Source organism: Streptomyces sp. NPDC051109 (assembly GCF_044455885.1).
In the GTDB taxonomy this organism is placed as follows: Bacteria; Actinomycetota; Actinomycetes; order Streptomycetales; family Streptomycetaceae; genus Streptomyces.
The window spans coordinates 154977-181249 of the sequence record NZ_JBITFF010000002.1 but is presented as its reverse complement, the minus strand read 5'-3'; the positions used below and the strand labels follow the sequence as shown (position 1 = coordinate 181249).

General features: G+C 73.6%; 30 protein-coding genes. 16 read left to right on the top strand and 14 right to left on the bottom strand.

The window, feature by feature from the left end; translation table 11 throughout:
- Positions 1-7 precede the first annotated feature (7 nt).
- Entirely contained in the window at positions 8-1387 is a 1380-nt protein-coding gene (locus ACIBAD_RS03790; RefSeq protein ID WP_134068838.1) for a pyridoxal-dependent decarboxylase, read from the bottom strand.
- A gap of 126 nt (positions 1388-1513) precedes the next feature.
- Here ACIBAD_RS03790 and ACIBAD_RS03785 point away from each other — a divergent pair, with 126 nt between their 5' ends.
- The 5 genes from ACIBAD_RS03785 (at position 1514) to ACIBAD_RS03765 (ending at position 4452) form a co-directional block, all read left to right on the top strand.
- Positions 1514-2212: a ribonuclease H gene (locus tag ACIBAD_RS03785; protein ID WP_134068837.1), complete on the top strand. Its 699-nt coding sequence runs from the start codon at positions 1514-1516 to the stop codon at positions 2210-2212.
- Positions 2213-2360: 148 nt separating this feature from the next.
- The gene (locus ACIBAD_RS03780) at positions 2361-2729 is read left to right on the top strand and encodes a PRC-barrel domain-containing protein (RefSeq protein WP_134068836.1); all 369 of its coding nucleotides are present in this window, start codon (positions 2361-2363) and stop codon (positions 2727-2729) included.
- A 55-nt stretch (positions 2730-2784) separates the two neighbouring features.
- Positions 2785-2979 (top strand): hypothetical protein, encoded by a 195-nt coding sequence (locus ACIBAD_RS03775; protein ID WP_134068835.1) that lies wholly within the window; start codon positions 2785-2787, stop codon positions 2977-2979.
- A gap of 232 nt (positions 2980-3211) precedes the next feature.
- Entirely contained in the window at positions 3212-3478 is a 267-nt protein-coding gene (locus ACIBAD_RS03770) for a DUF4235 domain-containing protein (RefSeq protein ID WP_134068834.1), read from the top strand.
- A gap of 89 nt (positions 3479-3567) precedes the next feature.
- Positions 3568-4452 (top strand): patatin-like phospholipase family protein, encoded by an 885-nt coding sequence (locus ACIBAD_RS03765; RefSeq protein ID WP_398904219.1) that lies wholly within the window; start codon positions 3568-3570, stop codon positions 4450-4452.
- Between the two features lie 92 nt (positions 4453-4544).
- Here the strand turns inward: ACIBAD_RS03765 and ACIBAD_RS03760 are convergent, their stop codons facing one another.
- Both ACIBAD_RS03760 and ACIBAD_RS03755 read right to left on the bottom strand, forming a co-directional pair.
- Positions 4545-4811 carry a protealysin inhibitor emfourin gene (locus tag ACIBAD_RS03760; protein WP_134068832.1) on the bottom strand — a complete coding sequence of 89 codons (267 nt, stop codon included), beginning with the start codon at positions 4809-4811 and terminating at the stop codon, positions 4545-4547.
- Between the two features lie 195 nt (positions 4812-5006).
- On the bottom strand, positions 5007-5372 hold the full coding sequence (locus tag ACIBAD_RS03755) for a TraR/DksA family transcriptional regulator (protein ID WP_398904217.1): 366 nt from the start codon (positions 5370-5372) through the stop codon (positions 5007-5009).
- A 163-nt stretch (positions 5373-5535) separates the two neighbouring features.
- Between ACIBAD_RS03755 and ACIBAD_RS03750 the strand changes: the two genes are divergently transcribed.
- The 3 genes from ACIBAD_RS03750 to ACIBAD_RS03740 all read left to right on the top strand — a co-directional run bounded on the left by ACIBAD_RS03750 (position 5536) and on the right by ACIBAD_RS03740 (position 7745).
- Positions 5536-6657: a glutamate--cysteine ligase gene (locus tag ACIBAD_RS03750; RefSeq protein ID WP_398904215.1), complete on the top strand. Its 1122-nt coding sequence runs from the start codon at positions 5536-5538 to the stop codon at positions 6655-6657.
- A gap of 14 nt (positions 6658-6671) precedes the next feature.
- Complete coding sequence (locus tag ACIBAD_RS03745; protein ID WP_134068829.1) at positions 6672-7388, top strand: hypothetical protein; 717 nt, start codon at positions 6672-6674, stop codon at positions 7386-7388.
- A gap of 201 nt (positions 7389-7589) precedes the next feature.
- The gene (locus tag ACIBAD_RS03740) at positions 7590-7745 is read left to right on the top strand and encodes a DUF6131 family protein (protein ID WP_398904213.1); all 156 of its coding nucleotides are present in this window, start codon (positions 7590-7592) and stop codon (positions 7743-7745) included.
- Between the two features lie 92 nt (positions 7746-7837).
- Here ACIBAD_RS03740 and ACIBAD_RS03735 read toward each other — a convergent pair whose 3' ends face one another.
- Complete coding sequence (locus ACIBAD_RS03735) at positions 7838-8728, bottom strand: YihY/virulence factor BrkB family protein (protein WP_398904211.1); 891 nt, start codon at positions 8726-8728, stop codon at positions 7838-7840.
- Positions 8729-8982: 254 nt separating this feature from the next.
- On the opposite strand from ACIBAD_RS03735, the gene ACIBAD_RS03730 reads away from it, so the two are divergent.
- The 5 genes from ACIBAD_RS03730 (at position 8983) to ACIBAD_RS03710 (ending at position 16030) form a co-directional block, all read left to right on the top strand.
- Positions 8983-9441, top strand: a complete 459-nt coding sequence (locus ACIBAD_RS03730; protein ID WP_134068827.1) for a VanZ family protein — start codon at positions 8983-8985, stop codon at positions 9439-9441.
- Between the two features lie 112 nt (positions 9442-9553).
- Positions 9554-12229, top strand: coding sequence for a class III lanthionine synthetase LanKC (lanKC, locus tag ACIBAD_RS03725; protein WP_398904208.1), 2676 nt, complete (start codon positions 9554-9556; stop codon positions 12227-12229).
- Positions 12226-12357, top strand: a complete 132-nt coding sequence (locus tag ACIBAD_RS03720) for a SapB/AmfS family lanthipeptide (RefSeq protein WP_398904205.1) — start codon at positions 12226-12228, stop codon at positions 12355-12357. The genes lanKC and ACIBAD_RS03720 overlap by 4 nt, the downstream gene beginning before the upstream one ends.
- Before the next feature lie 68 nt (positions 12358-12425).
- The gene (locus ACIBAD_RS03715; protein ID WP_398904203.1) at positions 12426-14246 is read left to right on the top strand and encodes an ABC transporter ATP-binding protein; all 1821 of its coding nucleotides are present in this window, start codon (positions 12426-12428) and stop codon (positions 14244-14246) included.
- Positions 14243-16030 carry an ATP-binding cassette domain-containing protein gene (locus tag ACIBAD_RS03710; protein WP_398904201.1) on the top strand — a complete coding sequence of 596 codons (1788 nt, stop codon included), beginning with the start codon at positions 14243-14245 and terminating at the stop codon, positions 16028-16030. Before ACIBAD_RS03715 ends, ACIBAD_RS03710 begins: the two co-directional genes overlap by 4 nt.
- Before the next feature lie 39 nt (positions 16031-16069).
- On the opposite strand, the gene ACIBAD_RS03705 is transcribed toward ACIBAD_RS03710, so the two are convergent.
- The 3 genes from ACIBAD_RS03705 to ACIBAD_RS03695 form a co-directional block, all read right to left on the bottom strand.
- Positions 16070-16678, bottom strand: a complete 609-nt coding sequence (locus ACIBAD_RS03705) for a LuxR C-terminal-related transcriptional regulator (RefSeq protein ID WP_398904198.1) — start codon at positions 16676-16678, stop codon at positions 16070-16072.
- Between the two features lie 197 nt (positions 16679-16875).
- A complete protein-coding gene (locus ACIBAD_RS03700; RefSeq protein WP_398904196.1) occupies positions 16876-17700 on the bottom strand; it encodes a DUF1206 domain-containing protein in 825 nt (274 codons plus the stop codon).
- A gap of 4 nt (positions 17701-17704) precedes the next feature.
- Positions 17705-18154: an SRPBCC family protein gene (locus ACIBAD_RS03695; RefSeq protein WP_134068822.1), complete on the bottom strand. Its 450-nt coding sequence runs from the start codon at positions 18152-18154 to the stop codon at positions 17705-17707.
- Positions 18155-18362: 208 nt separating this feature from the next.
- Between ACIBAD_RS03695 and ACIBAD_RS03690 the strand changes: the two genes are divergently transcribed.
- Both ACIBAD_RS03690 and ACIBAD_RS03685 read left to right on the top strand, forming a co-directional pair.
- Positions 18363-18917 carry a hemerythrin domain-containing protein gene (locus tag ACIBAD_RS03690; RefSeq protein WP_398904194.1) on the top strand — a complete coding sequence of 185 codons (555 nt, stop codon included), beginning with the start codon at positions 18363-18365 and terminating at the stop codon, positions 18915-18917.
- 256 nt (positions 18918-19173) lie between these two features.
- Positions 19174-20229, top strand: a complete 1056-nt coding sequence (locus ACIBAD_RS03685; protein ID WP_398904192.1) for a mechanosensitive ion channel family protein — start codon at positions 19174-19176, stop codon at positions 20227-20229.
- On the opposite strand, the gene ACIBAD_RS03680 is transcribed toward ACIBAD_RS03685, so the two are convergent.
- The 7 genes from ACIBAD_RS03680 to ACIBAD_RS03650 all read right to left on the bottom strand — a co-directional run bounded on the left by ACIBAD_RS03680 (position 20220) and on the right by ACIBAD_RS03650 (position 25515).
- The gene (locus ACIBAD_RS03680) at positions 20220-20882 is read right to left on the bottom strand and encodes a DUF4230 domain-containing protein (protein WP_134068820.1); all 663 of its coding nucleotides are present in this window, start codon (positions 20880-20882) and stop codon (positions 20220-20222) included. The genes ACIBAD_RS03685 and ACIBAD_RS03680 overlap by 10 nt on opposite strands.
- Positions 20883-20934: 52 nt before the next feature.
- On the bottom strand, positions 20935-22305 hold the full coding sequence (locus ACIBAD_RS03675) for an NAD(P)/FAD-dependent oxidoreductase (RefSeq protein WP_398904760.1): 1371 nt from the start codon (positions 22303-22305) through the stop codon (positions 20935-20937).
- 86 nt (positions 22306-22391) lie between these two features.
- Positions 22392-22514 (bottom strand): hypothetical protein, encoded by a 123-nt coding sequence (locus tag ACIBAD_RS03670; protein WP_398904189.1) that lies wholly within the window; start codon positions 22512-22514, stop codon positions 22392-22394.
- A 109-nt stretch (positions 22515-22623) separates the two neighbouring features.
- Positions 22624-23088, bottom strand: a complete 465-nt coding sequence (locus tag ACIBAD_RS03665; RefSeq protein WP_134068819.1) for an ATP-binding protein — start codon at positions 23086-23088, stop codon at positions 22624-22626.
- 98 nt (positions 23089-23186) lie between these two features.
- Positions 23187-24137 (bottom strand): sensor histidine kinase, encoded by a 951-nt coding sequence (locus tag ACIBAD_RS03660; protein WP_134068818.1) that lies wholly within the window; start codon positions 24135-24137, stop codon positions 23187-23189.
- Positions 24134-24571, bottom strand: a complete 438-nt coding sequence (locus tag ACIBAD_RS03655) for an STAS domain-containing protein (RefSeq protein ID WP_134068817.1) — start codon at positions 24569-24571, stop codon at positions 24134-24136. The genes ACIBAD_RS03660 and ACIBAD_RS03655 overlap by 4 nt, the downstream gene beginning before the upstream one ends.
- 8 nt (positions 24572-24579) lie before the next feature.
- Positions 24580-25515 (bottom strand): SigB/SigF/SigG family RNA polymerase sigma factor, encoded by a 936-nt coding sequence (locus ACIBAD_RS03650; RefSeq protein WP_134068816.1) that lies wholly within the window; start codon positions 25513-25515, stop codon positions 24580-24582.
- Positions 25516-25736: 221 nt separating this feature from the next.
- Here ACIBAD_RS03650 and ACIBAD_RS03645 point away from each other — a divergent pair, with 221 nt between their 5' ends.
- The gene (locus ACIBAD_RS03645) at positions 25737-26084 is read left to right on the top strand and encodes an STAS domain-containing protein (protein ID WP_134068815.1); all 348 of its coding nucleotides are present in this window, start codon (positions 25737-25739) and stop codon (positions 26082-26084) included.
- Positions 26085-26273 lie beyond the last annotated feature (189 nt).

Sequence of the window (26273 nt, the reverse complement as noted above, 5' to 3'; positions counted from 1 at the left end):
GGCGATCTCAGCCGGCGCAGGCGCGACGGATCGCGCCGAGGGTGCGCGCCACGTCCTCGTCCGTGGTCGACCAGTTGCTCACCGAGATCCGCATGACGCGACGGCCGCGCCAGGTCGAGCCGCTGATCCACGCCGTACCGTCGGCCAGCAACCGGGCGAGCACCCGTTCCGTGCGTTCCTCGCTGCCGAACTCGGCGCACACCTGGGTGAACACCACGTCGTTGAGGACCGTCGCGCCGTCGATCCCGGCGATGCCCGCGGCGAAGGCACCGGCGTGCCGGCACAGCCTCTCGACGAGGTCGGCCACGCCCGACCGGCCGAGGGACCTGAGCGCGGCCCACACGGTGAAGGCCCTGCCGCGCCGGGACAGTTCGGGAACCTTGTCGATGGGGTCGCCGCGTTCGTCCTGGATGAGGTAGTCGCCGCGCAGCCCCATGGCGGCCCGGAGCGCCGACGGATCGCGCACGATGGCGAGCCCGCAGTCGTAGGGGACGTTCAGGGTCTTGTGGGCGTCCGTCGCCCAGGAGTCGGCGTCCGCGCAGCCCGCCGCCAGATGGGCGTACCGCGGCGAGGCGGCCGCCCACAGCCCGAAGGCGCCGTCGACATGCACCCACGCGTCCGCCGCCCGAGCCGTCCGGATCGCCTCGGCGAAGGGGTCGAACGCGCCGGAGTGGATGTCTCCGGCCTGGAGGACCACGATCGTCGGACTCCGTCCGCCGGCCGCCGCTGCCCCGGCTGCCAGTGCGCTCCGCAGGGCCTCCGGCCGGATGCGCCCCTGGCCGTCCGCGGCCACGGGCTCCGGCACGCCCAGCCCGAGATAGCGCAGCGCCAGGTCGACGGCCATGTGGCGGTCCTCGCCGACGAGGACGCGGACCGCCGGTCCGCCTGCTAGCCCGTCGCGGGCGACGTCCCGGCCCGCGCGGCGCAGTACCGCGTCACGCCCGGCGGCAAGACAGGTGAAGTTCGCCATCGTGGCGCCGGTGGTGAAGCCGACGGCGCTGCCACCCGGCAGGCCGAGCAGGTCGAGCAGCCACATGCCGGCAATATCCTCCGCGGCCGCGTACGCGGGCGAGACGGCGCGCATCACGGAGTTCTGGTCCCACGCGCTGACCAGCCAGTCCACGGCCAGTGCGGCCGGTTCGGTGCCGCCGACCACGAATCCGTAGAAGCGGCCGCTGGGAAACGCGGTCAGCCCCGGCTCACAGGCCGTGACCAGCAGGTCGACGACGTCGGACGGCGGGCTCGGACCGTCCGGCAGCTCGGCGCCCAGCGCGCCTGCGATCTCGTCGACCGAAGCGCGGGCGGGAACCGGGCGGTCGTCCAGGCTCGCCAGCCAGCGGGCCGCATGGCCGTAGGCCCGTCGGAGCGCCTTTTCGCGCGCGTCCATACCTCGGACTATGGGACCGCCGCCGCCACCCCGCCAATCGGCACGGCAGCCCGGCCCGTGCTCGGCTTCCACGAACGCGGCCCGCAGCGAATTCGTGCCGGGGCGGCGGTGGTGCATGATCGGGGGATGTCTGATCGCATCATTGCCGCCTGCGACGGCGCGGCGAAGGGGAATCCCGGACCTGCTGCCTGGGCGTGGGTCATCGCCGACACACAGGGCCGCCCGGAGCGTTGGGAGGCGGGGCCCCTGGGCCGGGCCACCAACAACGTGGGCGAGCTCACGGCCCTCCAGCGACTGCTGGAGTCCCTGGCCCCCGGGACGGCCGTCGAGGTCCGGATGGACTCCCAGTACGCCATGAAGGCGGTGACCCAGTGGCTCCCGGCCTGGAAGCGCAACGGGTGGAAGACCGCGGCGGGCAAACCTGTCGCCAACCGGGAGCTCGTCGAGCGGATCGACGCGCTGCTGGCCGAGCGGGACGTCGAATTCCGCTACGTTCCGGCCCACCGCGAGGACGGCGACCTCCTGAACGCGATCGCCGACCAGGCCGCGAGTGACGCCGCCGCCACCCAGCAGGCGGCCGGCACGGCCCTCGGCAGCGAGTCGCTCCCCGTACCCGCTCCCGCCCGCGCCTCCGCACCCCGTGCCAAGGCTGCGGCCGGAGCCAAGAAGCCCACGCGCGGCCGGAGCGGCTCCATCAAGGCGAAGTTCCCCGGCAGCTGCCCCTGCGGAAAGTCGTACGCGGCCGGTGAGCAGATCACCAAGCTCGGCACCCGCTGGGGCCACCCGGGCTGCGGCAGCCCCGTACCGAACGACGCCCCGGCGTAGAGCGGCCCGGCGCAGGTGGACGCGGAGGCGGGCCATACGCGGCACGGACGCGGATGCGCGGGATCCGGATCGACGGGTGTGAGATCACGGACGAGGGGCAGGCGCGCTGTTACGAGAGTCCGATCCAACCACCATGGAGGGCATTTTCATGACGGAGAACGTGTGGGGCTACCGCGAGACCTCGGGCCGTGCCCAGGGCGTCGACCTCACCGGATTCAAGGTCGAAGCCGTCGACGGCGGCATCGGCAAGGTGGACAAGCACTCCGACGAGGCCGACTCCGCGTACATCGTGGTGGACACCGGTCCGTGGATCTTCGGCAAGGAGGTCCTCCTCCCGGCCGGCACCGTCTCGCGCATCGACGTGGACGACGAGAAGATCTACGTCGACCGGACGAAGGAGCAGATCAAGAACGCCCCCGAGTTCCACCGCGACGACCACCTGCAGGACGAGCGCTACCACACGGAGATCGGCGCGTACTACGGGATCGGCGGCCCGTTCGGCGGCAGCCGGATGTGATCCGGCGGGCGCCGTCGTGGGGGCGGCACCGTCCGCGAAGCAAGGAGCATGCACGGTGACTGAGCACAAGAAGCACGAAGTGACGACCCCGCCGTCGAAGGCGCCGGGGGAGAGCGGCGACCGCGAGGCCCGCGAGGAGGCCGAAGAAGCGGTCATGCCGGGCGGGCACGATCGCGAGGCAGGAGACGCACTGACCCCGAGCCCCGAAGCCCAGCGACGGGCGGGCGGGCGGGACCGCTCCGGGGCCTGAACTGGCGGCAGGCCCCGGCCGGGGGGGGGGGGCCCCCCCCGGCGGGGGGGGGGGGCGGCCCCGGGGGGGGGGGGGGGCGCCCCCGGCCGGGGGGGGGGGGGGGGGGGGGGGGGGCGGGGGCGGGGGGGGGGCCGCCCCCCGGGGGGGGCGCCCCCCCCCCCCCGGGGGGGCGCCCCCCCCCGCGCCGGGTTGCCCAGTGCAGGAAAGCAGCGCAGGAAAGCGGAGGTGTGCGGTGAAGGCATCGAAAGTCGCCTACAAGCCGGTCGGACTGGCCCTCGGAGCCGGCGCCGGTCTGCTGGCCTCGGCGGTCTTCAAAGAGGTGTGGAAGCTCGCCGGGCACGAAGACGACGCCCCGAAGGCCACGGACGAGGAACGGCACTGGCGCGAGATACTGCTCGCCGCCGCGATCCAGGGCGCGATCTTCGCCCTCGTCAAGGCGGCCGTCGAGAGGTCCGGGGCCGTCGCAGTACGGCGCGTGTCGGGTACCTGGCCGGCCTGAGCCGCCTGACGCGACCCTTGACCTCAAGTTCAGTTGAGGGCCTACCGTGAGACGACCTTGATCATCACCTCACGGCAGGAGCGGGACCCATGACCCAGGGGACCAGGTACACGCAGGACCGGGCACTCGTCTTGGGGCCGGGAGGCGTGCTCGGCACGGCCTGGATGGCCGGGCTCATCGGCGGACTGCTCCGCACCGGGGTGGATCTCGGTGAGGCCGACCTGACCGTCGGCACCTCGGCCGGAGCGATCGTGGGCGCCATGTTGACCACCGGTCAGGACTTCGGCCGGCTCGCCACCCGGGCGCGTCCGTCGGGGACGGCGGCTGCTCCGCGCGCCGTGGACGGTGCGCTGACCGGTTCCGTGTTCGCGGTGCTCGGCGAGCCCGGACTGGACCCCGGGGAGGCCCGGCGGCGCGTCGGACGGATCGCGCTCGACCACGCCGACCCCGACGCCGAGCACGCACTGGTCGCGGGGCGGGGCGCACTGATCGGCGCGGACGCCTGGCCGCAGCAGCGGCTGCTGCTCACCGCCGTGGACGCGGGGACGGGGGAGCCCGCGGTATGGGACCGGACCAGTGGCGTACCGCTCGTACGCGCCGTGGCGGCCAGTAGCGCGTTCCCCGGAGCAGAGCCGCCTGTCGCCGTTCAGGGGCGGCGCTACATGGACGGTGCGCTGCGGTCGGGGTCGAACGTGGACCTCGCGGCCGGATCCCGGACCCTGGTCGTCATCGAGCCGCTGGCGCATCGTTTCCCTCGTGAGCGGTTCGAACGGGAGCCGGCGGTCGTGGGGGCGCAGAACGTGGTGGCGATCGGTCCCGACCCGGACGCGGTGCGGGTGCTGGGCTCCGACTGGGACGACCGGGCGAAGTGGACTCCGGTGTACCGGGCGGGACTTGCTCAGGCCGGAGCCGCTGCCGAGCGGCTCCGCCCCGTCTGGCAGACCGTGCCGGCCGGGGCATCGGGGGACATCTGAGCCGGACGCGGTGCGGCGGCGCCGGCACGCGGGTGCCGTACCGGGCCACGGACCCGGTACGGCACCCGCCGAGCCCGGTACGGGCGGAACGGTCAGGCGCCCTCGCCCAGGACGGTGGAGATCAGCTGCCGTTGTTCCTCGGTGAGGTACGGATCCCTTAACTCCACCAGCTTGCCGTCGACGTGGACGACGTAGTTGAACCCGTCCGGCACGGGCTCCCCGGCCGCGGGACACTCGCCGCTCAGGGCTCGCTCGGCCAGCCGCTCCAGCTCGGCGCGGTCGCTGCGGTACTCCGTGTCGAGGGAAGCGGTCCGTTCCCTGCCCGCGAACCCGCCTGTTCGGGTGACGGTGATCAGCATCGCGAAACCTCCTTGAGTCGAGCGCCGCCAACAGCCTGTCGGGCCGGCCGGTCAGGCGGCGCACGGGATGGGCACCCTCTCGCCTGCCCCCGAAAGCCCCGGATGTGCCCTCTGCGCACGGCACCGCAGGGAGATGTCCGAAAACCGGCCCATCGCCGGGACCGCCCTGCGGTCGGGGGATCCTGCCCGAGCGGCCTACGACGCGGCCCCGGGGCCGTGGCGGTGGTGGGCCTCGGCGCAGCGTACGCAGGCGCTCGCTTCGGGTCGCGCCTCAAGGCGGGCCGCCGCGATGCGTTCGCCGCAGCCCTCGCACCACCCGTACTCGCCCCGCTCCAGACGGTCGAGCGCCCGGTCGATCTCCTGCAGGTGCTCGGCCGCCCGGCTCAGCAGGGCGGCGACATGGGCTCGCTCGAACGCGGTGCTGGACCCCTCCGGATCGTGCTCGTCGTCGACCGCCACCAGGGCGTTCGCCTCGACGATGCCGTCGAAGTCGCGCTTCAGGGCCGCGATCTGCGCGCACGTGGAAGCGCGCGAGACCTCCAGCCGTTCACGGAGGGACACGGTCTCGTCGGAAGTCGAAGAGTCGCCCACACGTGCGGCAACGCCGGTGTCGATCCCTGCATTCCGTGTCGGGGGAGCCCCGGGAGACGAGACTGCGGATGGCCGCCGCGCGAGCGGGCATACGCCGGAGGGAACGGCACGGAGAGCAAGCGAAGGGTCCCGTATGCGCAGCGTCGGCGTCGAGGAAGAACTGTTGCTGGTCGATCCGAGGACCGGGCAGCCGGCGGCATCCGCCGGCGCGGTGCTGGCATCGGCCCTGCGCTCCGGAGGCCGGGCGGCGGGTGCCGGCGGAGAGATCCCGCTGGAGAAGGAACTGCACAAGGAACAGGTCGAGTGCGCGACCCGCCCGGTGACCCGGATGGACGACCTCGACCAGGAGATCCGCCGGTGGCGGGCCGAGGCCGCCCGGCATGCGGAGGCCGCCGGCGTCCTGGTGGCGGCCCTCGCCACCTGCCCGCTGCCGGTGGAGCCGTCGCTGAGCGTGGGCGAGCGCTACCAGTGGATCGCCCGGCAGTTCGGCCTGCCCGCCCAGGAGCAGCTGACCTGCGGCTGCCACGTGCACGTGGCGGTGGACTCCGACGAGGAGGGCGTGGCGGTGCTCGACCGGATCCGTCCCTGGCTGTCCGTCCTCACCGCGCTGAGCGCGAACTCACCGTTCTGGCAGGGGGAGGACACCGCGTACGGCAGCTACCGCAGCAGGGTCTGGAACCGCTGGCCCTCGGCGGGCCCCGTGGACGTCTTCGGCACGCCCGAGCGCTACCACGAGCGGGTACGGGCCATGGTCGCCACGGGAGCCATCCGGGACGAGGGGATGATCTACTTCGACGCACGGCTGGCCGCCTCGTATCCGACGGTGGAGGTCCGCGTGGCGGACGTCTGCCTCGACGCGTCGACCGCCGTGCTGCTGGCCGCCTTGGTACGCGGCCTGGTGGACACCGCGGCCCGGGACTGGCGGGCGGGTGAGCCGTGGCCCGCGGCCGATACGAGCCTGCTCCGGCTCGCCGCCTGGCGTGCGGCCCGCTCCGGGCTCGACGGGCCGCTGATCCACCCGGCCACCCTGCGCGAGGACTCCGCCGAAGCCGTCGTCCGGGGGTTGCACGACCACGTACGCGATGCCCTGGAGGACAACGGGGACGCCGGCTTCGTCAAGGAAGGCCTGGCCGAGCTGCTGGCCCGCGGCAACGGCGCCCGCGTGCAACGGGAACTGCTGCGGACGGGCGGCGACCTGGCCGCCGTGGTGCTCCGCTGCGCCCGGCGCACCCTCGGGGGCGTGGGCGAACCGTGAGGAGTGTCCGCACCATGTCGCGAAGACGATCCGACGCGCCGGCCATGCACCCGCGGCACGAACGGCGCGGTGAGGCGCGGGCACCTGCCGTGGTCGCGACGCTCGCCGCGATCACCCTCTACCTGGCACTGCCGCAGCAACTGCTCATCGCGCCCCGCTACGTGCTGCCCGCACTGGAGGTACTGCTGCTCCTGCCGCTGATCGCGATCAACCCACGACGCCTGACCCGCCAGACCAAGACCTTCCGGATCCTGTCGCTCACGCTCGTCCTGCTCATCGTGGCCAGCAACCTCGCGGCCCTCGCCGTCCTCGTCCACGAGCTGCTCAACGCCCAGGTCGAGGACGGGCGCGCGCTGCTGGTCGCGGCGCTGCAGGTCTGGCTGACCAATGTCATCGCCTTCGGCCTGGCCTACTGGGAACTCGACCGCGGCGGTCCCGTCAGCCGTACCCAGCTGCCCCGTGACCAGCTTCCGCTGGCGGACTTCCGGTTCTCCCAGGACGAGAACGACGACGCGGTCGGGGAGGTCGCGGACGGAGCGAGCGGATCATCCGACTGGGTTCCCAGCCTGCCGGACTACCTGTACGTGTCCGTCACCAACTCGACCGCCTTCAGCCCGACCGACACCATGCCGCTGTCCACGCGCGCCAAGCTTCTGATGAGCGTTCAGAGCGTCTCCGCGCTGCTGACCTCGCTCCTCGTCATCGCCCGTGCGGTGAGCATCCTGCACTGAGCCGTCCGGTCTTCCGCAAACGGGCTCCCGGCCCTGTTCCGCCGTGTCGCCCCTCCAGCCCCGGACATGACCGGTCCTGTGCGGGCGACGCAGGCGGAGCACAGCACTGATAGGGACGGATTTCCGGGGTACACGGCATTCGAGGCGCCACGGCGGATCCAATCGTTCCGCCGAAACCCCCAACCTGAGAACGAGGGCATCATGATTCTCGTGGGACTGATTCTCCTACTCATCGGATTTCTGACCGGAATTTCCATCCTGTGGACCCTCGGGGTCATCTTGCTCGTGGTCGGCGCGGTGCTGTGGCTCCTGGGCTCGGTCGGACACGCGGTCGGCGGCAGGCGCCATTACTGGTGACGCACCATGCGGTGCACACGGCACGGGCGGGTCCCCCACGGGGGGCCCGCCCGCCTCCATTGAGGAGCGCGGGCGGGGGCTCCGGAGCCGGCCTACGGTCGGGCGGCCTCTTCCCGGGCCCGCTCCGCGTTGAACTGGGCCCCGGTGAGCAGGGCCAGGTTGGCGATCCAGAGCCAGACGAGGAAGACCACGATGCCGGCCAGCGAACCGTAGAGCCGGCCGTACGTGTCCAGCTGCGTGTACAGCGTGAAGAGCACCGAGGCGGCCAGCCAGAGCACGGCCGCCAGCACGCCGCCGGGCAGGCCCCGGCGTGTGCCCCGGCTCTGGGCCGGGCCGGTACGGAACAGGATCAGCACCAGGAAGGTGACGGCCACGAGCAGCACGGGCCAGCGCAGGAGCGCGATGACCTCCGGGCTGCTCCCGCCGGCGGTCCGCGCCACCCATCGGGCCGGCGGACCGGACACGACCAGTCCCGCGGCCGCGACGACGAGCAGGACCAGCAGCACCGCCGCGTTGACGAGCAGCGTGTGGGCAGCGCGCAGCGGAGGCCTTCTGTCGGGCACCCGGTGCATCGTGTGCAGCGCCCGGCGGAACACCGCCAGGTAACTGCACGCCGACCACAGGGCGCTCAGCACGCCGCTGATCAGCAGGGCCCACATCGACGACTGCTCCGCCGCGAGTCCGCCGAGCGCGTCGCGCAGCACCTGCGCCGATTGGGGCGGTGCGTACGAGGTGAGCTCGGTGATCAGCCGATCCCTCGTCACCCTGCCCAGCAGCCCGACGAGGGAGACCGCGATGACGAGCGCGGGCAGGAGCGCCAGGACGGCGTAATAGGTGAGCGCGGCTGCGTGGTCGGCGAGGTTGTCCGTCCACACGCGGACGGCCGTACGCCGCAGCTCGGCGCGGGTGCGCGCCGCGAGGGCGGCCGCGGGCGGACTGCTCGGGCGGGATGCGGTGCGGGGGATGTCGGTCACGCTGAGCACGTGCCCGACACTGCCCGGCCGTATGCGCAGGGCTGTTGCGGGGGAGCGCCGGTGGCGCCCGCGTACCGGGGGGCCCGCCGGGTAAGCGCGCCCGCATGACATGGAGTCGCGTACGGCGCAGCACGGAGAAGCGGGCGGACCGGAAGCGGGCGGAACGCGAGAACGCGGAACGCAGACGGGCGGAACGGCCCGTGCCGGCCGCCCCCCGGAGGCGACCCCGGCGTCCGGCCCATCCGGCGGTCCGGGCGTCGGCCATGGTGACCGCGTTCGCCGGGACCGTCCTGTTCGGCGTGGTGCTGGCCCGGCTGACGCTCGAACCGTCCGCCGCCTCGGCGGCCCTCGTGCACAGCAACGTCCGGCCCGGCCACTCGATCAGCGCCTACCTGGACGGGACGTCGACGATCGAGGCGGTGCGCCAGCTGGGCGGGAACCTGCTGCTCGGCCTGCCGTTCGGCGTGCTCCTGCCCGTCCTGCTGCCGCCGGCGCGCGGGCTGCTGCGGGTCGGCGCCGTGACGGTCTGTCTGATGACGCTGGTGGAGCTGGTCCAGGGCGCGCTCGTCACCGGACGCGTCTTCGACATCGACGACGTCATCCTCAACACGGCAGGCGCGCTCCTCGGGTACCTGCTGATCGGCCGCCGGCTCGGGCGCGCCGTCCACCCGCGCCGCCGGCACTGGTGGACCCGGTGGACGGCGGAGCCCCGTGACACCTGACGCGCAACTGGTGACTCGTGAGTACTGCACACCCCAGCGGTGACAGGCGTGACTGTCGCCGCCTCCTGCGGGCGTGACACCGTCGGACCTGCCGCCGACCGAGGGAGCAGGTGTGAACAAGGGGTACGCCGCCTTCTGCGACGCCGACCGCTGGTTCTACGACGCGCCGTACCGGCGCGCCGGTGAGAGCTACCCGGCCGCGCTCGCCCCCGTCCCGTCGGGGTGGCGCTCGCACCGGAGCGGCGACTGGCTCGCACTGCGCCCCGCCGACGCCGAACTGCCCGCGCAGGGATGGAAGATCCACGTCTCGGCCACGCTCGACAACGCCGAATCGCTGCTGACGACGGTGTACGAGTACTGCACCGCCCGACGCATCGCCTTCAAGTTCATACCGAGCCGGTACCTGCTGCACCTGCGCAACGCCAAGTACGCCGACCGTGCGGCGAGCGGGAAGTTCATCACCGTGTACCCGGCCGACGAGCAGCAGTGCCACCGGATCGCGGAGGACCTCGACGCCGCGCTGGCCGGGGCGGCCGGCCCGTACATCCTCAGCGACCTGCGCTGGGGCGCCGGCCCGGTCCACCTGCGCTACGGCAGCTTCACCCTGCGCCACTGCTACGGCGAGCACGGCGAGCTGGTCCCGGCGATCGAGACCCCCGACGGGCGGCTCGTACCGGATCGGCGCGGGCCGGTGTTCCAGCCGCCCGAGTGGCTCGAACTGCCCGACTTCCTGGAGCCGCACCTCGCGGCTCGCTCCGCGACCACCCTGACCGGCGTCCCCTTCACGGTGGAGCGGGCGCTGCACTTCTCCAACGGCGGCGGCGTCTACGTCGGCAAGGACAGCCGCACCGGCGAGTCCGTGGTCCTCAAGGAGGCCCGGCCCTACGCCGGACTCGCCGCGGACGGCGCCGACGCCGTGACCCGGCTGCACCGCGAACAGGCGGCACTGGAAAGGCTGTCGGGCCTGGACTGCGTCCCCGCGGTGCGCGGCACGTTCACGGTCGGCGACCACCACTTCCTGGTGCTCCAGCACCTCCCCGGCAAACCGCTCAACACCTACTTCGCCCGCCGCCACCCGCTGATCGAGGCGGACCCCGACCCGGCGGAGCTCGCCTCGTACACCGAGTGGGCCCTGAAGATCCACCGCCGCGTCACCGAGGCCGTCGACGCCGTGCACGCACGCGGAGTGGTCTTCAACGACCTCCACCTCTTCAACATCATGGTGGCGGAGGACGAGAGCGGCGAACCCTCCGTGGCCCTGCTGGACTTCGAGGCCGCCGCGCACGTCGACGAGGGACTGCGCCAGACCGTCGCCAATCCCGCCTTCGTCGCCCCCGCGGAGCGGCGCGGGTTCTCCGTCGACCGCTACGCCCTCGCCTGTCTGCGGCTCGCCCTGTTCCTGCCGCTGACCAGCCTGCTCGTCCTGGACCGGGCGAAGGCCGCCCATCTGGCCGCCGTCGCCGCCGCGCAGTTCCCCGTACCGCGGCGGTTCCTCGACGAGGCCGTCGAAGAGATCCTGGCCGGGGCACCGCAGGGCGCGGCGGCCGGCCGCCCGCCCGCACCGCCCGGCCGCCCGCCCGCACCGCCCGGCCGCCCGCCCGCACCGGCCGGCCCGTACCTGCCCGTCGAGCCCGGGGATTGGCCGGCCGCCCGCGCCTCGATGACGGCGGCGCTGCGCGCGAGCGCCACCCCGGACCGCGAGGACCGCTTCCTCCCGGGCGACATCGCCCAGTTCGCGACCGCCGGCGGAGGCACCGGTTTCGGCTACGGGGTCGCCGGGGTGCTCCACGCCCTCGCCGAGACCGGCGCCGAACCCTGGCCCGAAGCCGAGGAATGGCTGCTGGCGCGGACCCAGGATCCGGCGTCCGGTACTCCGCTCGGCTTCTACGACGGCCTCGCCGGCACGGCCTGGACCCTGCACCGGCTCGGACACCCGGACCGCGCCCTCGCCCTCGCCGAGCGGCTGCTGCACCAGCCCTGGCAGAGCGCGGGCCCCGACCTGCACGGTGGACTGGCCGGCATCGGCCTGGCCCTGGACGCGCTCGGCACCGCGAGCGGCGAGAGCGGTCTGCACACCGCGGCCCTGCACTGCGCCGAGCTGCTCGCCCGGCCCGAACAGCGCCCCGCCCGCGCCGGACTGATGTACGGGAACGCCGGCCCCGCCCTGCTCTTCCTGCGGCTGTACGAGCGCACCGGCGACAAAGAACTGCTGCTCCAGGCCGCCCGGGCGCTCCACCGCGACCTCGACCGCTGCGTCACCAGCGCGTTCGGCACCCTCCAGGTGAACGAGGGCTGGCGCACCATGCCGTACCTCGGCGAAGGCAGCGTCGGCATCGGCATGGTCCTCGACGACTGGCTGGAGCACGCTCCCGACGAGCGCTTCGAACAGGCCCGTCGCGAGATCGTACGGGCGGCGCAGGCGACCTTCTACGCCCAGCCCGGGCTGCTGCGCGGCGCCGCCGGGATGATCCTCCACCTGGCCCGGACCACCACGCCGGGCCCGGGCACCGGACCCGCCGACATCGCCCGCCAGATCGACGCACTGGCCCGGCACGCCGTGCCGTACCAGGGGCACCTGGCCTTCCCCGGCGAGCAGATGATGCGCCTGTCCATGGATCTCGCCACGGGCACCGCCGGCGCTCTCCTCGCCCTCGGCAGCGCCGCGCCCGGCGGGCGCGCGCACCTGCCGTTCCTCCCGCCGCTGCGCAAGAGCGCGGCGGCCCCAGAGCCGGTCCCGCCCGGGGCCGTGACCCATCGCACCACTCGACAGAAGAGGAATCTGACATGACGCTTCTCGACCTGCAGTCGATGGAGACCCCCAAGGAAGACGTCGCCGAGGGCGCGCTGACCGGCGGCAGCCGGGCCAGCCTGCTCCTCTGCGGCGACAGCAGCCTGAGCATCACGACCTGTAACTGACATAGGTCACCTCGGGCCCGGGCGGTTCGCCGCCCGGGCCCGCACCACACCACCGGAGGCATCCGTCGATGAGCCCTCCCGACGCGGCGGCCGGCACGGCGCAGACCGCGGCCGCGGCACGCACCGCCGACCGGGCTCTCCTGGCAGCGGCCCGCCACAGCGCCGGGCGCAGCGCCGCCGTCCTCGGATGCACCGTCAGCGCCGCCGCCGCGGCGCTCGCCGAACCCGCGGTCCTCGGCCACACCCTCGACCTGCTGCTCCGCCGCTCCCCGGCGGGCCCCGCCTGGACACTGCTGTGCGCCGCGGTCGTCGCGGCCGAAGTGGCGCTGGACGCGGCCGCCGCCCGGCTGGCCGGCGAGGTCGACGGCCGCTCCACCGCCCGCCTGCGCAGGCTCGGGCTGTCCCGGCTGCTGCGGACGGCCCCGCACCACGCCGCCCGCCACGCACCCGGCGAAACCGCCGCGCGGCTGACCGCGCACGCCACCGAGGCCGGGAAGGTCCCCGCCGCCGTCGCGCACGCCGTCGCCGCCCTGCTGCCGCCGATCGGCGCGGTGGCCGCCCTCTTCCTCATCGACCTGTGGACGGCACTCGTCTTCCTCGCCGGCGTTCCGTTCCTCGTGCTCCTGCTGCGGGCCTTCGCCCGCGACACCCACGCCACCATCGCCCGCTACCAGCAGGTCCAGCTCGCGACCGCCGGCCGCCTGACCGAGGCACTGGCCGGGGCGCGCACGATCGCCGCCGCGGGCACCGCGGACCGCGAACGCGCACGGATCCTCGCCCGATTGCCCGAGCTGGGCACCGAGGGCAGGCGGATGTGGCAGGTCTACGGCGGCACGACGGCCCGGTCCTCGGCCCTCATGCCGATGCTCCTGTACGCGGTCCTCGCCGTCGGCGGCCTCCGCCTGTCGGCCGGGGCCATCGGGGTGGGCGAACTCCTCGCCGCCGTACGGTACGCCGGCCTCGCGGCCGGCATCGGCGCCGTGACCGGGGGACTGGCGGCCGTGGTCCGCGGCCGGTCCGCGGCCCGGCGGACCGCCGCCCTCCTGGACCTTCCCGTACTCGGCCACGGCCGGGCGGAACTGCCGGAAGACGGCCCGGGCACCCTCGAACTGCGCGACGTCCGGGTGGTGCGCGGCGGAGCGACGGTCCTGCACGACATCAGCCTGCTCATCCCCGGAGGTACCACGGTGGCCGTGGTGGGCCGCTCGGGGGCCGGCAAGACCCTGTTCGCCGCCGTGGCCGGCCGGCTCACCGACCCCGACGCGGGCCGGGTACTGCTGGACGGAGTGCCCCTGCGGGAGCTGACCGCCGCAGCACTGCGCCGCGAAGTCGGCTACGCCTTCGACCGGCCCGCGCTGCTCGGGGACACGGTCGGCGGTGCGATCGCCTTCGGCGCGGGCCCGGACCCCGGCCCGGAAGCGGTGCGCGCAGCGGCCCGTGCCGCGGGAGCCGACGCGTTCGTACGGCGCCTTCCCCACGGGTACGGCACGCGCCTCGCCGACGCCCCGATGTCCGGCGGGGAGGTCCAACGCCTCGGGCTGGCCCGGGCGTTCTGCCACGCGGGCCGGCTCCTCGTACTGGACGACGCCACCTCCAGCCTCGACACCGTCACGGCCCGCGAGGTGGAGCGGGCCCTCGCCCGGGAGATCCGGCCCGGCACCAGGATCGTGGTCGCGCACCGCCTCTCGTCCGCAGTCCGCGCCGACCTCGTCATATGGCTGGAGGACGGACGGGTACGGGCGACCGGCACCCACGGCGAGCTGTGGCGACGCGACCCCGACTACCGGGCGGTGTTCGCCGCCGGCACGGAAGAACACACGGACGGCGGAGCGGAGAAGGACACGGAGAACGACACGGAGAACGACACGGAGCGGGAGGCGGCGCGGTGACCGGGGGAGGAGCCCGGGGCCGGGTGGCCCCCGAGGGCCGAAGGTTCCTGCGCGGCCACAAGCGGGCCGTCGGACGGCTGGCCGGATGGTCGCTCCTGGAGTCCGCGCACACCTTCCTCGGCGGCTACGGCGTCGCCCGCGCCCTCGACGACGGCTTCCTGGCCGGCCGCACCGCCACCGGTCTCGGCTGGCTGGCCGCGGCCGGAGCCGGCGCACTGCTCGGCGGGTACGCCTTGCGCGGGGTGTTCGCCGGGCTCGCGGACCTCGTCGAGCCGCTGCGCGACGGCCTGGTCCGGCGGGCGGTGCGGCAGGCGCTGGACCGCGCGGTCGCCGACCCGGCGGGCGCCGGCGACTCGGGCGCCGTGTCCCGGCTGACCCAGCAGACGGAAATGGCCCGTGACTCCTTCGCCGGGCTGGTCCTGACGGCACGTTCGTTCGTCTTCACCGCCGTGGGAGCCATCGCCGGCATGGCCGCGCTGGCGCCCGTGCTGCTGCTGGTCGTGCTGCCGCCGCTGGTGCTGGGCGTGGCCGCCTTCCTGGCCACGCTCCGCCCCCTGGCCTCCGTACAGCGCAGGTCCCTGGACACCGACGAGGCGCTGGCCGACCGGGTGGGGGCGGTGGCCGAGGGCCTGCGCGACATCGTCGCGTGCGGGGGACAGGCCGCCGCGGAGGCCCGGGTGGAGCCCCTGATCGCCACGCAGGAGCGGCTGGCGCGCACCCTCGCGGGCTGGGCGGCTCTGCGCACCCTGGCCCTGGGCACCGCGGGCCGGCTGCCGGTGATCGCGCTCCTCCTCGCGACGCCCTGGCTGCTGGGCCGCGGGATCACCGCCGGTACGCTGGCCGGCGGCCTCACCTACCTCGTGCAGGCCCTGCTGCCCGCTCTCAACTCCTTGATGACCGCGCTGGGTTCCGCCGGAACCCGGCTGCTCGTGGTCCTCGAACGGTTCAGCGGTCCGGTGCCGCCGGACGGGGACGGCCACAGCCCCGCGCAGCCGCAGCCGCAGCGGCAGCCGCAGCCGCCCGGGCCGACCGGTCCGCCGACCGACGCCGCGGCCGAGCTCCGAGGCGTCACCTTCGCGTACGGCCCCGGCGCGGCTCCCGTACTCGACGGCCTCGACCTGGTGGTGGCCCCGGGGGAGCACCTCGCGGTGGTCGGACCGAGCGGGATCGGCAAGTCCACGCTCACCGCACTGCTCGCCGGAATGCTGTCGCCCGACGCCGGATCGGTCCTGGTGGCCGGCGCGGCCGCCCGCCGGGAACCGGGGGCCGGCGGACCTGATCCGCGGCGGACCCTGCTGCCGCAGCAGGCCTACGTGTTCACCGGCACCGTACGGGAGAACCTGACCCATCTCGCCGCGGGCCAGGACCCCGCTGGACCTTCGGACGCCCGAGTGCGGAACGCCGTCCGCGCCCTCGGACTGGACGACCTGGTGGCGCGGCTCGGCGGCCTGGACGGCGAGGTGTCCCCCCGGCTGCTGTCCCGGGGCGAGAGCCAGCAGCTCGCGCTCGCCGCCGCCTATCTCTCGCCCGCGCCGCTGCTGCTGCTCGACGAGGCCACCTGCCACCTGGACCCGGCCGCCGAGGAGCGTTTCGAACGGGCCCTGGCCGAACGCCCGGGCACCCTCGTCGTCGTGGCCCACCGCGTCTCGTCCGCCGCCCGCGCCGACAGGGTCCTCGTCCTCGACGGGACCCGCGCCGTCTGCGGCACACATGAAGAACTCCCCGCCAGGTCGCCCCTGTACCGCGAGCTGGTGGGGAGGTGGAACCTGGCCGCGGACGAGTGACACGACACGGCCCCCGTGTCCGTCCGCGGCGGCCGCGGCTCAGACCCAGCCGGCCCGCCGGGATATCCGGATGGCGTCGATGAGATTGCGCGCGCCGGTCTTGCGGGTCGCCGCGGCCATGTAGTTGCGTACCGTCCCGCTCGCCAGGTGCAGCGTGCAGGCGATTTCGGCGATCGAATCGCCCTCCGCGGCCCGGGTCAGCACGCTGAGTTCCCGCGGGCTCAGCGGCACGGGGTCGGCCTCCATGAACGCGGAGGCCAGCGAGGCGTCGATGAACCGTTCTCCCGCGGCGACCTTGCGGACCGCCCGTACGAGCCGCCCCGGCGAGCCGTCCTTGTCGACGTAGCCGCGCGCCTCGGCCCGGAAGGCGCGGTGCAGCAGCCCGGGCGCGCCGGTCGACGCGAGCACCAGGACGGGGGACGGGGGCGCGAGGACCCGGCGGTCCGCGCGCCCGTCGTCGGCGAGGACGGCCGTCGCCCCCGGACAGTCGAGGTCGACGACCGTCACGTCTGGTCGTAACGACTCGGTCTGGCGGGCCGCAGCCCGCCAGCCTGCCGAGGCGACCTCGAAGCGCCCTTCGGATCTCAGCAGGGCGGCCAGAGCCGACCTGACCAGGCTGACACTGTGCAGGACGAGGACCTTCGTCATCGTGTGCGCTCCTCGGTAGACGGACCAACGGCACCACGGGTGCCCCGTACAGGGCCGATGGAACGTCACTGCGGGGGGCGTTCAGGGGCGTACGGGCAAGTTGGCCGAGATACCCACGGATTCTGCTCGCCTTCGGCGGGTAAGGCCCTTGAGTGGCCGGTTCCGGGCTGCAAGCCCGGCCGGAACGGCGGCCCGCCTCACACCTCGCGCCACCGGGCCATCGCCCAGGAGAACACCCCGAAGAGCATCAGCCCGACGGCGACCGCGACCAGGAGCCACGGCCCCGCAACGGTCCCGGCGAACGACCTCAGGGTGTCGTCGACGCCCTTCGCCTGCGCCGGGTCGTAGCGCACCGCGGCGTACGCCACGAACCCGCCGGCCGCCGTGAACACGAGACCCCGGGCCAGGCCGCCCGTCACCCCGAGGAAGTCGACTGCCCTGCGCCCCCACTCAGGGACCCCGCCCAGGGCGAGGTGCCTGCGGAAGCGGCACCGCGCCGCCTGCGCCGCGATGACCACGCCGGCCACGGCGATCCCGAGCCCTGCCGCACCCACCAGCCACTGGCCGGCGGGCAGGTCCAGCGCCCTGGCCGTCACATCGCGCGACTGTTCGTCTCCGGAGCGGCCCGCGCCGCCCGCCGCGAACGACAGGGCGGAGAAGGCAGCCGCGGCGTAGAAGACCGTCCGGCCGGCCGAGGCCAGCCGCTTGACGGGCTTGCCGCCGTCCGGCCCGGCCGCGCCGAACACCGCCTCCGACAGGCGCCACAGCACCATGCAGACCAGCCCGATACCGACGGCCCAGACGAGGACGCCCCCGAAGGGCTTTCCCACGAGCTCCCGGAGGGCGCCCTGTCGGTCGGCCTCCTCGCCCCCCGCGTCGCCGAAGGCCACGCGCAGGGCCAGCAGCCCTATCAGTGCGTACAACACCCCGCGCGCCAGCAGGCCGCAGCGGGCCGTGACCTCTCGCAGCCCGCCGCCGCGGGCCGCGGCCCGCACACCCTTGCCTGCGCCCCCGCGTCTCATCCCGTCAGACCTCGCCCCGCCAGGCGCCCGTTTCGACTCCGCGCGACTCGATGAACAGCTTGAACCTCTTCAGGTCGCCGGCCACCTGGCGCTTGACGAAGCCGAGCTTGTCGGCGGCCGTCTCGGCCAGGCCGTCGGGCACCCAGTTCATGTGCAGGACGACCTTGGTGGTGGTCGCGTCGATGGGCTGGAACGTGACCAGGCCGGCCTGGCGAGGCTCGCCGTCCACCGTCATCCACGCGACGCGCCGGTCCGGGAGCTGCTCGGTGATCTGCGCGTCGAACTCCCGCTGCACACCGTTCACGTTCGTCACCCAGTGGGTCAGCGTGTCCGTGCGCTGGTAGATGCGTTCGACCCCTTCCATGAAGACGGGGAAGTCCTCGAACTGCGTCCACTGGTTGTAGGCGGTGCGTACGGGGACGTTGACCTCGACATACTCCTCGACGTGTGACACGTGCACCCCTTCCGTATCGTCGGCGCCCCGGCACCACGAGGGTGCCGGTCGCCGCCTGAAGACCTTTCAGGGCCCGGCTACCCGCCCCCCGGCGCGCCATGCGCCGGCCACCGCGGGCCGGAGGCCTTCCCGTTAGCGCTGCGTCATCGCGGGTACGCGCGCAGCGACCGGCGCACCGCCGGCAGGCCGATCGGGAAGGAACAACGGCATGGGACACGCAGGGGACATCATCGCCGAACTGACCGTCGACCACCGCGAGGTGGACGGGTTGTTCGACAGGATCGAGCACACCACCCCGGCGGGCGAACGGCAGAAGGCGGCCGAACAGCTGACCATCGAACTGGTCCGGCACTCGGTGGCGGAGGAGGAGCATCTCTACCCGGCGGTCCGGGAGCATTTCCCGGACGGCGACCTCATCGCGGACAAGGAACTCGCCGACCACGCGCGCGTCGAGAAGCTGCTGAAGGACCTTGAGGGGCTGGACCCGGCGGGACCGGAGTTCGACCAGCTGATCGCCGTGCTGAAGGCCGAGGTCACCGCCCACGTGCACGACGAGGAGCAGAACCTGTTCCCCCGGCTCCGCCAGGCGTGCTCACCGGAGGCCCTGCAGACGCTGGGCGACAGGGTGCGCCGGGCCAAGAGGTTCGCGCCGACCCGTCCCCACCCCGGCGCCATCCCCTCACAGCCGCACCACCGTCTGATGTCCGCCGGCACGGGTCTGGTCGACCGGGCGCGGGACTTCCTGAGCGGCCGCGGCAGGTAAGCCGCCGCCAGCCGCCAGCCGCCAGCCGCCAGCCGCCAGCCGCCAGCCGCCAGCCGCCAGCCGCCAGCCGCCGCCGGTCCCGCCCCGCCCCGCCAGAGCGGGCGGGACCGGCGGCTTTCGCGTACGCCGACGCTGCGGCCGGTCGCTGCCGCGGGCGAGGTCCCGTGTGTCGTCCCCTACGTCCGTCCCGTGTGTTGCTCCTCCCCGTCTGGGCATGCGAGGGAAAGTCCATGCCGCCTACACCCGCCGAGGAGACATGAACCACGTGCTTCGCTTGCTGACCGTCCTGGGAGGCTCGCTCCTCCTCACCGCCGCGGCCGGATGGGCCGCCGACCTCCTGCTGCGCCGAGCCGACGCACGCCACCCGGAAACACCCTTGTGGAACGCGCTGCGCCGCTGCCGCCCGGCCCTGCAGATCGTGCTGTTCGCGGCCCTGCTCAGGGGAGCCCACCGGCAGACGGCCTGGCCGCCCCTGCAGGAGCACGAGGCCGTCGTCGGCCGGGCCCTGTCGCTCGCGCTGATCGGCGCCGGCGCCTGGCTGATCGTGGGCGTGGCCTCGGCCGCCGTCGAGTCCGGCTACGCCCGCTACGCGGCCGGCACCCGAGACCCCGCCAGGCTGCGCAGGGTCCGTACCCAGGTCACCCTGATCACACGGGTCGTGACCGCCGTCGTCGCCGTCGTCGCGGTCGCGGCGATGCTCCTCACCTTCCCGAGCTTCCGCGCGCTCGGCACGTCCGTGCTCGCCTCCGCGGGCATCATCGGAATCGTGGCCGGCGTCGCGGCCCAGTCCACCCTCGGAAACCTCTTCGCCGGATTCCAGATCGCCTTCGGCGACATGGTGCGCATCGGCGACACGGTCGTGGTCGCCGGCGAGTGGGGGGTGGTGGAGGACATCACCCTCACCTTCCTCGCAGTACGGACCTGGGACGAGCGCCGCATCACCATGCCCGTCTCGTACTTCACCACCCGCCCCTTCGAGAACTGGTCCCGCGGCGGCGTCCAGATGACCGGCACCGTCTTCCTCCACTGTGACCACCGCGCTCCCGTCGACCTCATACGCGACAAGGTGCACGAGATCCTGCACCACTGTCCGGAGTGGGACGGCCGCGGCTGGGACGTCGCCGTCACCGAGACGACCCCCTCCACCATGGTCGTGCGCGCGATCGTCACGGCCAAGGACGCCGACGACCTGTGGAAGGTGCGCTGCGCCCTACGGGAACAGCTGATCGCCTGGCTCTCGGAGAAGCACCCGGACGCCCTGCCCCGCCTGGTCTTCGCGGCCGAGCGTGATGCCGAGCCCCCTCACCCGTAGGCGACCGTCACCTCACGGAAGCCGAGGGAGCGTAGGAGCCCCTCCAGCATCGCCGTGGTGTTCTTCTCGGCGCGCTCGGCGAGGCCGCTGTCACGGGCGGCCTCGCCGATGTGCTGGGCGGCGAGTTTCTGCACGGCCTGCTCACCCGCCGGGTTGTCGGAGAACAGATCGCCGATCCGGTCCAGCAGGCCGCGCTGCTTCGACACCGCGTACGAGCGGTTCGGGTCGAGTGCCGCCGTGCCGAGGACCGCGTGCGGCAGCCGGATCGAGGCTTTGGTGCGGTCGCCGTTCACGGAGACGTTCCGCTCGCCCAGCCCGCCCAGGTCGACGTATCCGCTGACCGTGCCGGCCCCCACGTACAGGGTGCGCGTTCCGCGGATGGCGTCCGGCAGGAACGCCGCGTCCTTCTCCAGGTCCACGACCACCTGGAAGTTGCCGACGGCAGCCTCGTACCGGTCCATGTCCTGGATCGACTTCAGCAGAGCCGGGCCGGAGCGGTCCCGGGTCTCGTCGCCGAAGAGGCTGTCGAATCCCGGAACCAGGCCGAAGCGCGCCACGAGCACGATCAGCACCACGACCACCACCAGAACGGCGGCGATACGCCCCCACCACGGGCGCCGCGAGCCGCCCGGACGATCCGAAGAGGTTTCCATGCTCTGCGGATACCCCCTGAACGCCCCGCCAGCGCGCGAACCGGCCCCCCCGCTACGCCAGGCGCCCCGCGCGGAGCGCTGCCGAATGCTCCCGGACCTGTTCGGGCGTCAGGTACGCGTCGGTGTGCTCGAACTCCCGCAGCGTCGGCGGCCTCCACGCCTGGAAGCCCGTCCGCACGAAGTCGTCGCCCGCGACAGCGTTGAGGAGCCAGTTCGTCAGCACCCTCGTCCTGGCCACATGGGTGCGCAGCGCCGCCCAGTGGTAGCCCCTCGCCACCGCCTGCGCGGGCAGGCCGCGCAGTTCGATGCCGAGCGGCCTGGAGACTCCGTCGCGTCCGCCCAGGTCCACCACGAGGCCCAGGTCCTCGTGCCGGTAGGGCCGCAGCGGCCGGTCGCGCAGGGCCGCGATGAGGTTGTCGGCGGCCCTGCGCCCCTGCCGCTGGGCGTGCTGGGCGGTGGGCGGGCAGACGGCCCCTTCCCGGTCCGCGGCGAGGTCCGGGACCGCGGCCGCGTCGCCGAGGGCGAGGACTCCGGGACGGCCGGGCACCGTCAGGTCGGGGGAGACCACGAGCCGTCCGCGATCGGTATCGGCCTCCAAGGTGGCGATGAGCGGGCTGGCGGCCACACCGGCGGTCCAGATCAGGGTGCGGCTGCGCAGGACACGGCCGTCGGTGAGCGTCACCTCGTCCGGGCCGGCCTTGGCGACGGACACGCCGAGCGACACCTCGATGCCGCGCCTCCTCAGCACGTCCAGCGCGGATGCGCCGAGGGCCTCGCCGAGTTCGGGCATCAGCTTCGGCGCGATGTCGACGAGGTGCCAGCGGATCTGCCGCGGGTCCAGGCGCGGGTAGCGCCGGACCGCGTGGTGGGTGAGCCGCTGCAGGCAGGCCGCCGTCTCGGTGCCGGCGTAGCCGCCGCCCACGACGACGAAGCACAGCCGGGACGCCCGCTCCGCCTCGTCCTCGCAGGCATCGGCGAGATCGAGCTGTGCGATGACGTGGTCGCGCAGGTGGGCGGCCTCGGCGAGCGTCTTCATGCCGCGGGCGTGCTCGGCGAGACCGGGGATGTCGAAGGAGCGGGTGATGCTGCCGGGGGCCAGGACCAGGTGGTCGTAGGGCAGCGCGGTCAGCTCGCCCGAGATCTTCCGTACGACGCACACCTTCGCCGCGGTGTCCACGCCGACGGCGCCCCCGGGAACGATGCGGGTACGGTGGCGGCGGCTTCGGCGCAGGGACACGGCGATCGACTGCGGGGTCAGCACCCCGGCGGCGACCTGCGGCAGCAGCGGCAGGTACAGCTGGTAGGAGGACGGGGCGACGAGGGTGATCTCCGCCTCGGCGGGCAAGAGGCGCCGTTCCAGGCGGCGTACGCACTCCACGCCGGCGAAGCCGGCTCCCACCACCAGGATGCTCGGACGTGCCACGGCTGCCACGGATGTCATGGTGTTCTTCCCTTCCCGGGCCTGCTGGGTCCACTGACTCCTGCGCGTGTGCCCCGGAGAGGTGGTTCCTACCGGTGGCGGGCCAGGGTGCGGACGAGGACGAGGAGGGCGAAGGCGATGACGATCAGGTGGAACCAGGCAGGGCCGGGCGCCGGGGTCAGGGCCAGGGAGGTGAGCGCATTCGATGTCATACCCCGCGCCTGCCCCCGACTCCCGGAATGACGCTTCCGGACGGGAACACGGGAACACGGGAACACGGGAACACGGCGGCGCGGGACCGGCGGCCGGCGGCCGGCCGGTTCAGTGGCGGGTGGGCCTGCCCGAGGTCAGCCGAGCAGCCTCGATCTCGGCCCAGACGGCCTTGCCGTGCTCGTGGGTCTCGGTGCCCCAGCGGTCGGAGAGGCGCTCCACTATGTAGAGGCCGTGTCCGCCCGGGAGCCCGCGCTGCGGGGACGGGTGGCGGCGCGGCAGTGCCGTCGAGCCGTCGAAGACCTCGACCCGCAGGACCTCACCGGCCGAGACCACGAGTTCGACGCAGCCCCCCGCGTGCAGTGAGGCATTAGTCAGCAGCTCGGACACGAGGAGCAGGGCGTCCTCGGAGGTGTCGGTGCCGTCCCAGCCCCAGTCCCGCAAGGCCCGGCGCGTGAAGTCGCGGCCCTTGGCGACGTGGCCGGGGACGCCGGACAGGGCGAGGCGGCGGCGCTGCACCACGGCGGAGGGGCCGGCGTGCAGTGGCTCGCCGGTTCCCGGTCCGATGGTTTCCACTGCGGTACCTCACCCCCACCGTTGACTCTGGTCTCTCTGATCGCGGGACCCCTGCGGCCCCGCCAGGCCTGCGTGACAGTTTAGGGGACCCGCGGGCCTCAGGAACATGCCATGTGCATCCTCAACGTGAGGCCGCTGTCCGAGGCGCGGATCTCGACGAGGTCGCACAGCTGATGGATCATCCACAGGCCGCGGCCTCCGTCGACCGATGCCAGGGAGGGGCGGCGGCGCCCCTGCAGCGGATCGGCCAGGTTCCCGCCGTCGCGGATCTCGGCGACGACACCGCCACCGGCAGTGCTCCACAGCCGCAGGGAGCCGCTCCCGCCGCCGTGGGCGACGGAGTTGGCGGCCGCCTCGCTGACCGCGAGGACCAGGTCGCCGCGCCGGGCCGTGCTCAGGGCCGTGCCGCGGGCCCAGCTCTCGGTGTACGCGCGTACCTCGCCCAGCTCACCGGAGGCGTACGCGAACCGGGGCACAGCCGCATCGGGCTCGGGTAGCGGGTCGTCGCAGTCGGCGCAGACCACCGAGGCGTCGGCGTACTCCGGGCTGAGCAGGTCCTTGCCCTCAGCGATCACGGTGGGATGGGTACGCCGGGCATCGGACACCACCGCGGCCGGCAGGCCCAGGACGTCGTACGGGCACAGGATGGTGGCGCGCCGCCCCGCGAAGGCGGTGTTGATGAGGGCCTCGTGACGCGTGGCCTCCAGCACTTCCGCCTGCGAGCGGCCGGGCCAGATCGGCTCGCCCACGATCCGGGCCGGCCGTCCGTCGTGCCGGTCGGCGAAATCCTGCAGCGCGGCCAGGATGCGGCCGGGATTGCGGCCCAGCTGTGTCATGTCCGTCCAGGTGACCTCGGCCGAACCGAGGCCGAGGCTCTCGCGCAGGGCGTCCAGCCGAGGGCCGGGCACGGCCACGAGCACCGGCTCGTCGGCCGCGAGGGCGGCCCGTACGAACCCGCCCACTCCTGCCAGGTACTCCGCCCCGCCCTGGTAGAAGAGGGCGGGGTGGACGAAGTCCCCTGGTGCCGTGGGCGCAGATACGTTCGTCATGCTGCGACCTCCAGCGCGGCACATTCGTCCGGGAACATCTCCACTACCTTACGGAGCGAGTATGGCGGGTGGTGGAGCAACAGACGACGGCCCTGTCCCGTGACGGTGGCGTTCGCCCGCACCAGGGCGGCGACGGCGGCGGCATCGAGGAAGGCCACACCGGAGAGGTCGAGATGGACGACCGGGCCGGGGATCCGCGTGACGACGCCCAGCGCCGCGGACAGGACGGACCGGGTGTCGAGGTCGCAGCTGCCGCACAGCAGGGCGCCGGGGCGGTCGAGCAGCGGCCGGGCGGTGAGCGACCGCTGCGCACCCGTCCCGGCGTCCGCGGCGTCGGCGCACCGTACGACGGCGTCCGCCCACGCCACGTCGTCGTACAGCGCGTGCGCGCCGACGGGCGGGACGGACCCGTCGTTCCGGTGGGCCTGGGGCATGTCGCCGCCTACACCGAGAGCATTCCGGCGCGCAGCCGCGCCAGCGTCCGCGACAGCAGGCGCGAGACCTGCATCTGCGAGATGCCCAGTTCGGCGCCGATCTCGGCCTGGGTCTTCTCCTGGCCGAAACGCAACTGCAGGATCAACCGGTCGCGTTCGTCCAGCTCCTCCAGCAGGGGGGCGAGGGTGTGGAACTCCTCGAAGAGCTCCATGGCCGGGTCGACGTCACCGAGACGGTCCGCCAGCGGCCGTGTCGTCCGGCTCGTCGAGGTCGCGGGCTCGTCCCCGTCGGTGCCGGTGGTGTCCAGGGAGCCGCTGGTGTAGCCGTTCGCGGCGACCAGCCCGTCGATGACCTCCTCCTCGCTCAGTTCGAGGTGGTGGGCGACCTCCTTGACCGTCGGGGCCCGCCCCAGGACGTCGGTCAGGGCCTCCTGGGCCTTGGCGAGCTCCGTACGCAGTTCCTGGAGGCGGCGCGGTACGTGCACGGCCCAGGTGGTGTCGCGGAAGTAGCGCTTGATCTCACCGGTGATGTACGGGAGCGCGAGCGTGGAGAACTCGACCTCGCGCTCGGGGTCGTAGCGGTCGATGGCCTTGATGAGGCCGATGGTGCCCACCTGGATGATGTCCTCGATGTCCAGACCCCCGCCCAGCACCCGGGCGCGGAAGCGCCGCGCCGCGAACTGCACGAGGGAGAGGTTCATCTCGATCAGGGTGTTGCGGGCGTACTGGTACTCACGCGTGCCTTCCTCCAGGGTGCGGAGCCTCCCGAAGAACAGCCTCGAAAGCTCTCGTGCGTCGCCCGGCGCCACCTCCCGGGGGTTCTCCACCTCGGGCAGGGGCACTCCCTGCGGTGGGACTCCCACGATCCTGTCGGCGGGCGCAGAGGGCGTGATCTGCACGTCTGTTGCCTGAATGGTGCCTACGGCGCTGGCCGAGCGAGACATGGTGGCCGTTCCCTCCCGATTGACTGACCGCTGCCCGGGCGCTCATGCCCCGGCTCTTCGTTCTTACACGGCTTGCGCGAAAATTTCTTCCGGACGCCCCGTGCGGCGGCCGTGTGGGCCACCGGTTGCGGTGCGCCGCGGGTCCCGGCGCTTCCCTGCGCCCGATGGGCAGGCATACTCCCTTGCGGAGGACGTACAGGTTGCGATCCGGGGAGGCGGACATGACCGGAGCAGGGGACACACACCGCGAAGGCGTGGTCGGGGACGGCTACCCGGCCGGGGCCGGGTGGGTGGTGGCCGCGCAGGGCGAGCTCGACCAGGACACGCTGGCCCCCCTGGAGGAGGCCCTCGCCGCCGCCGCGGACCGGTACCGGCTGGTGGTGCTGGACGTGGGCTCCGTCACTTTCGGCGACTCGTCGTTCCTGAACCTGCTGCTGCGGACGCACCATCTGACGACCCTGCGCATCGCCGCCCCCGGGGAGCAGCTCAGCCGCCTGTTCGCCCTGACGGGCGCCGATACGGTCCTGTCCCTGTACCCCAGCGTCGAAGACGCCGTCGACGGGGCATGACCGGCGCGGCCCGCCCGTGCCGGTCGGCTGGCCGGCGTCCGCACCGGTTCGTCCACCCCGTGCCCGCTCGGGCACCCGCGGGTTCCGGGGCAGTGTGCGGAAGCGCGGCTTCAGGGTGATCGGTCGTGCCTTAGGGTCCTTCGGGTCGGCGTCAACCTTCGCCGACCAGTCGTGTGGCGAGGGGTTGAC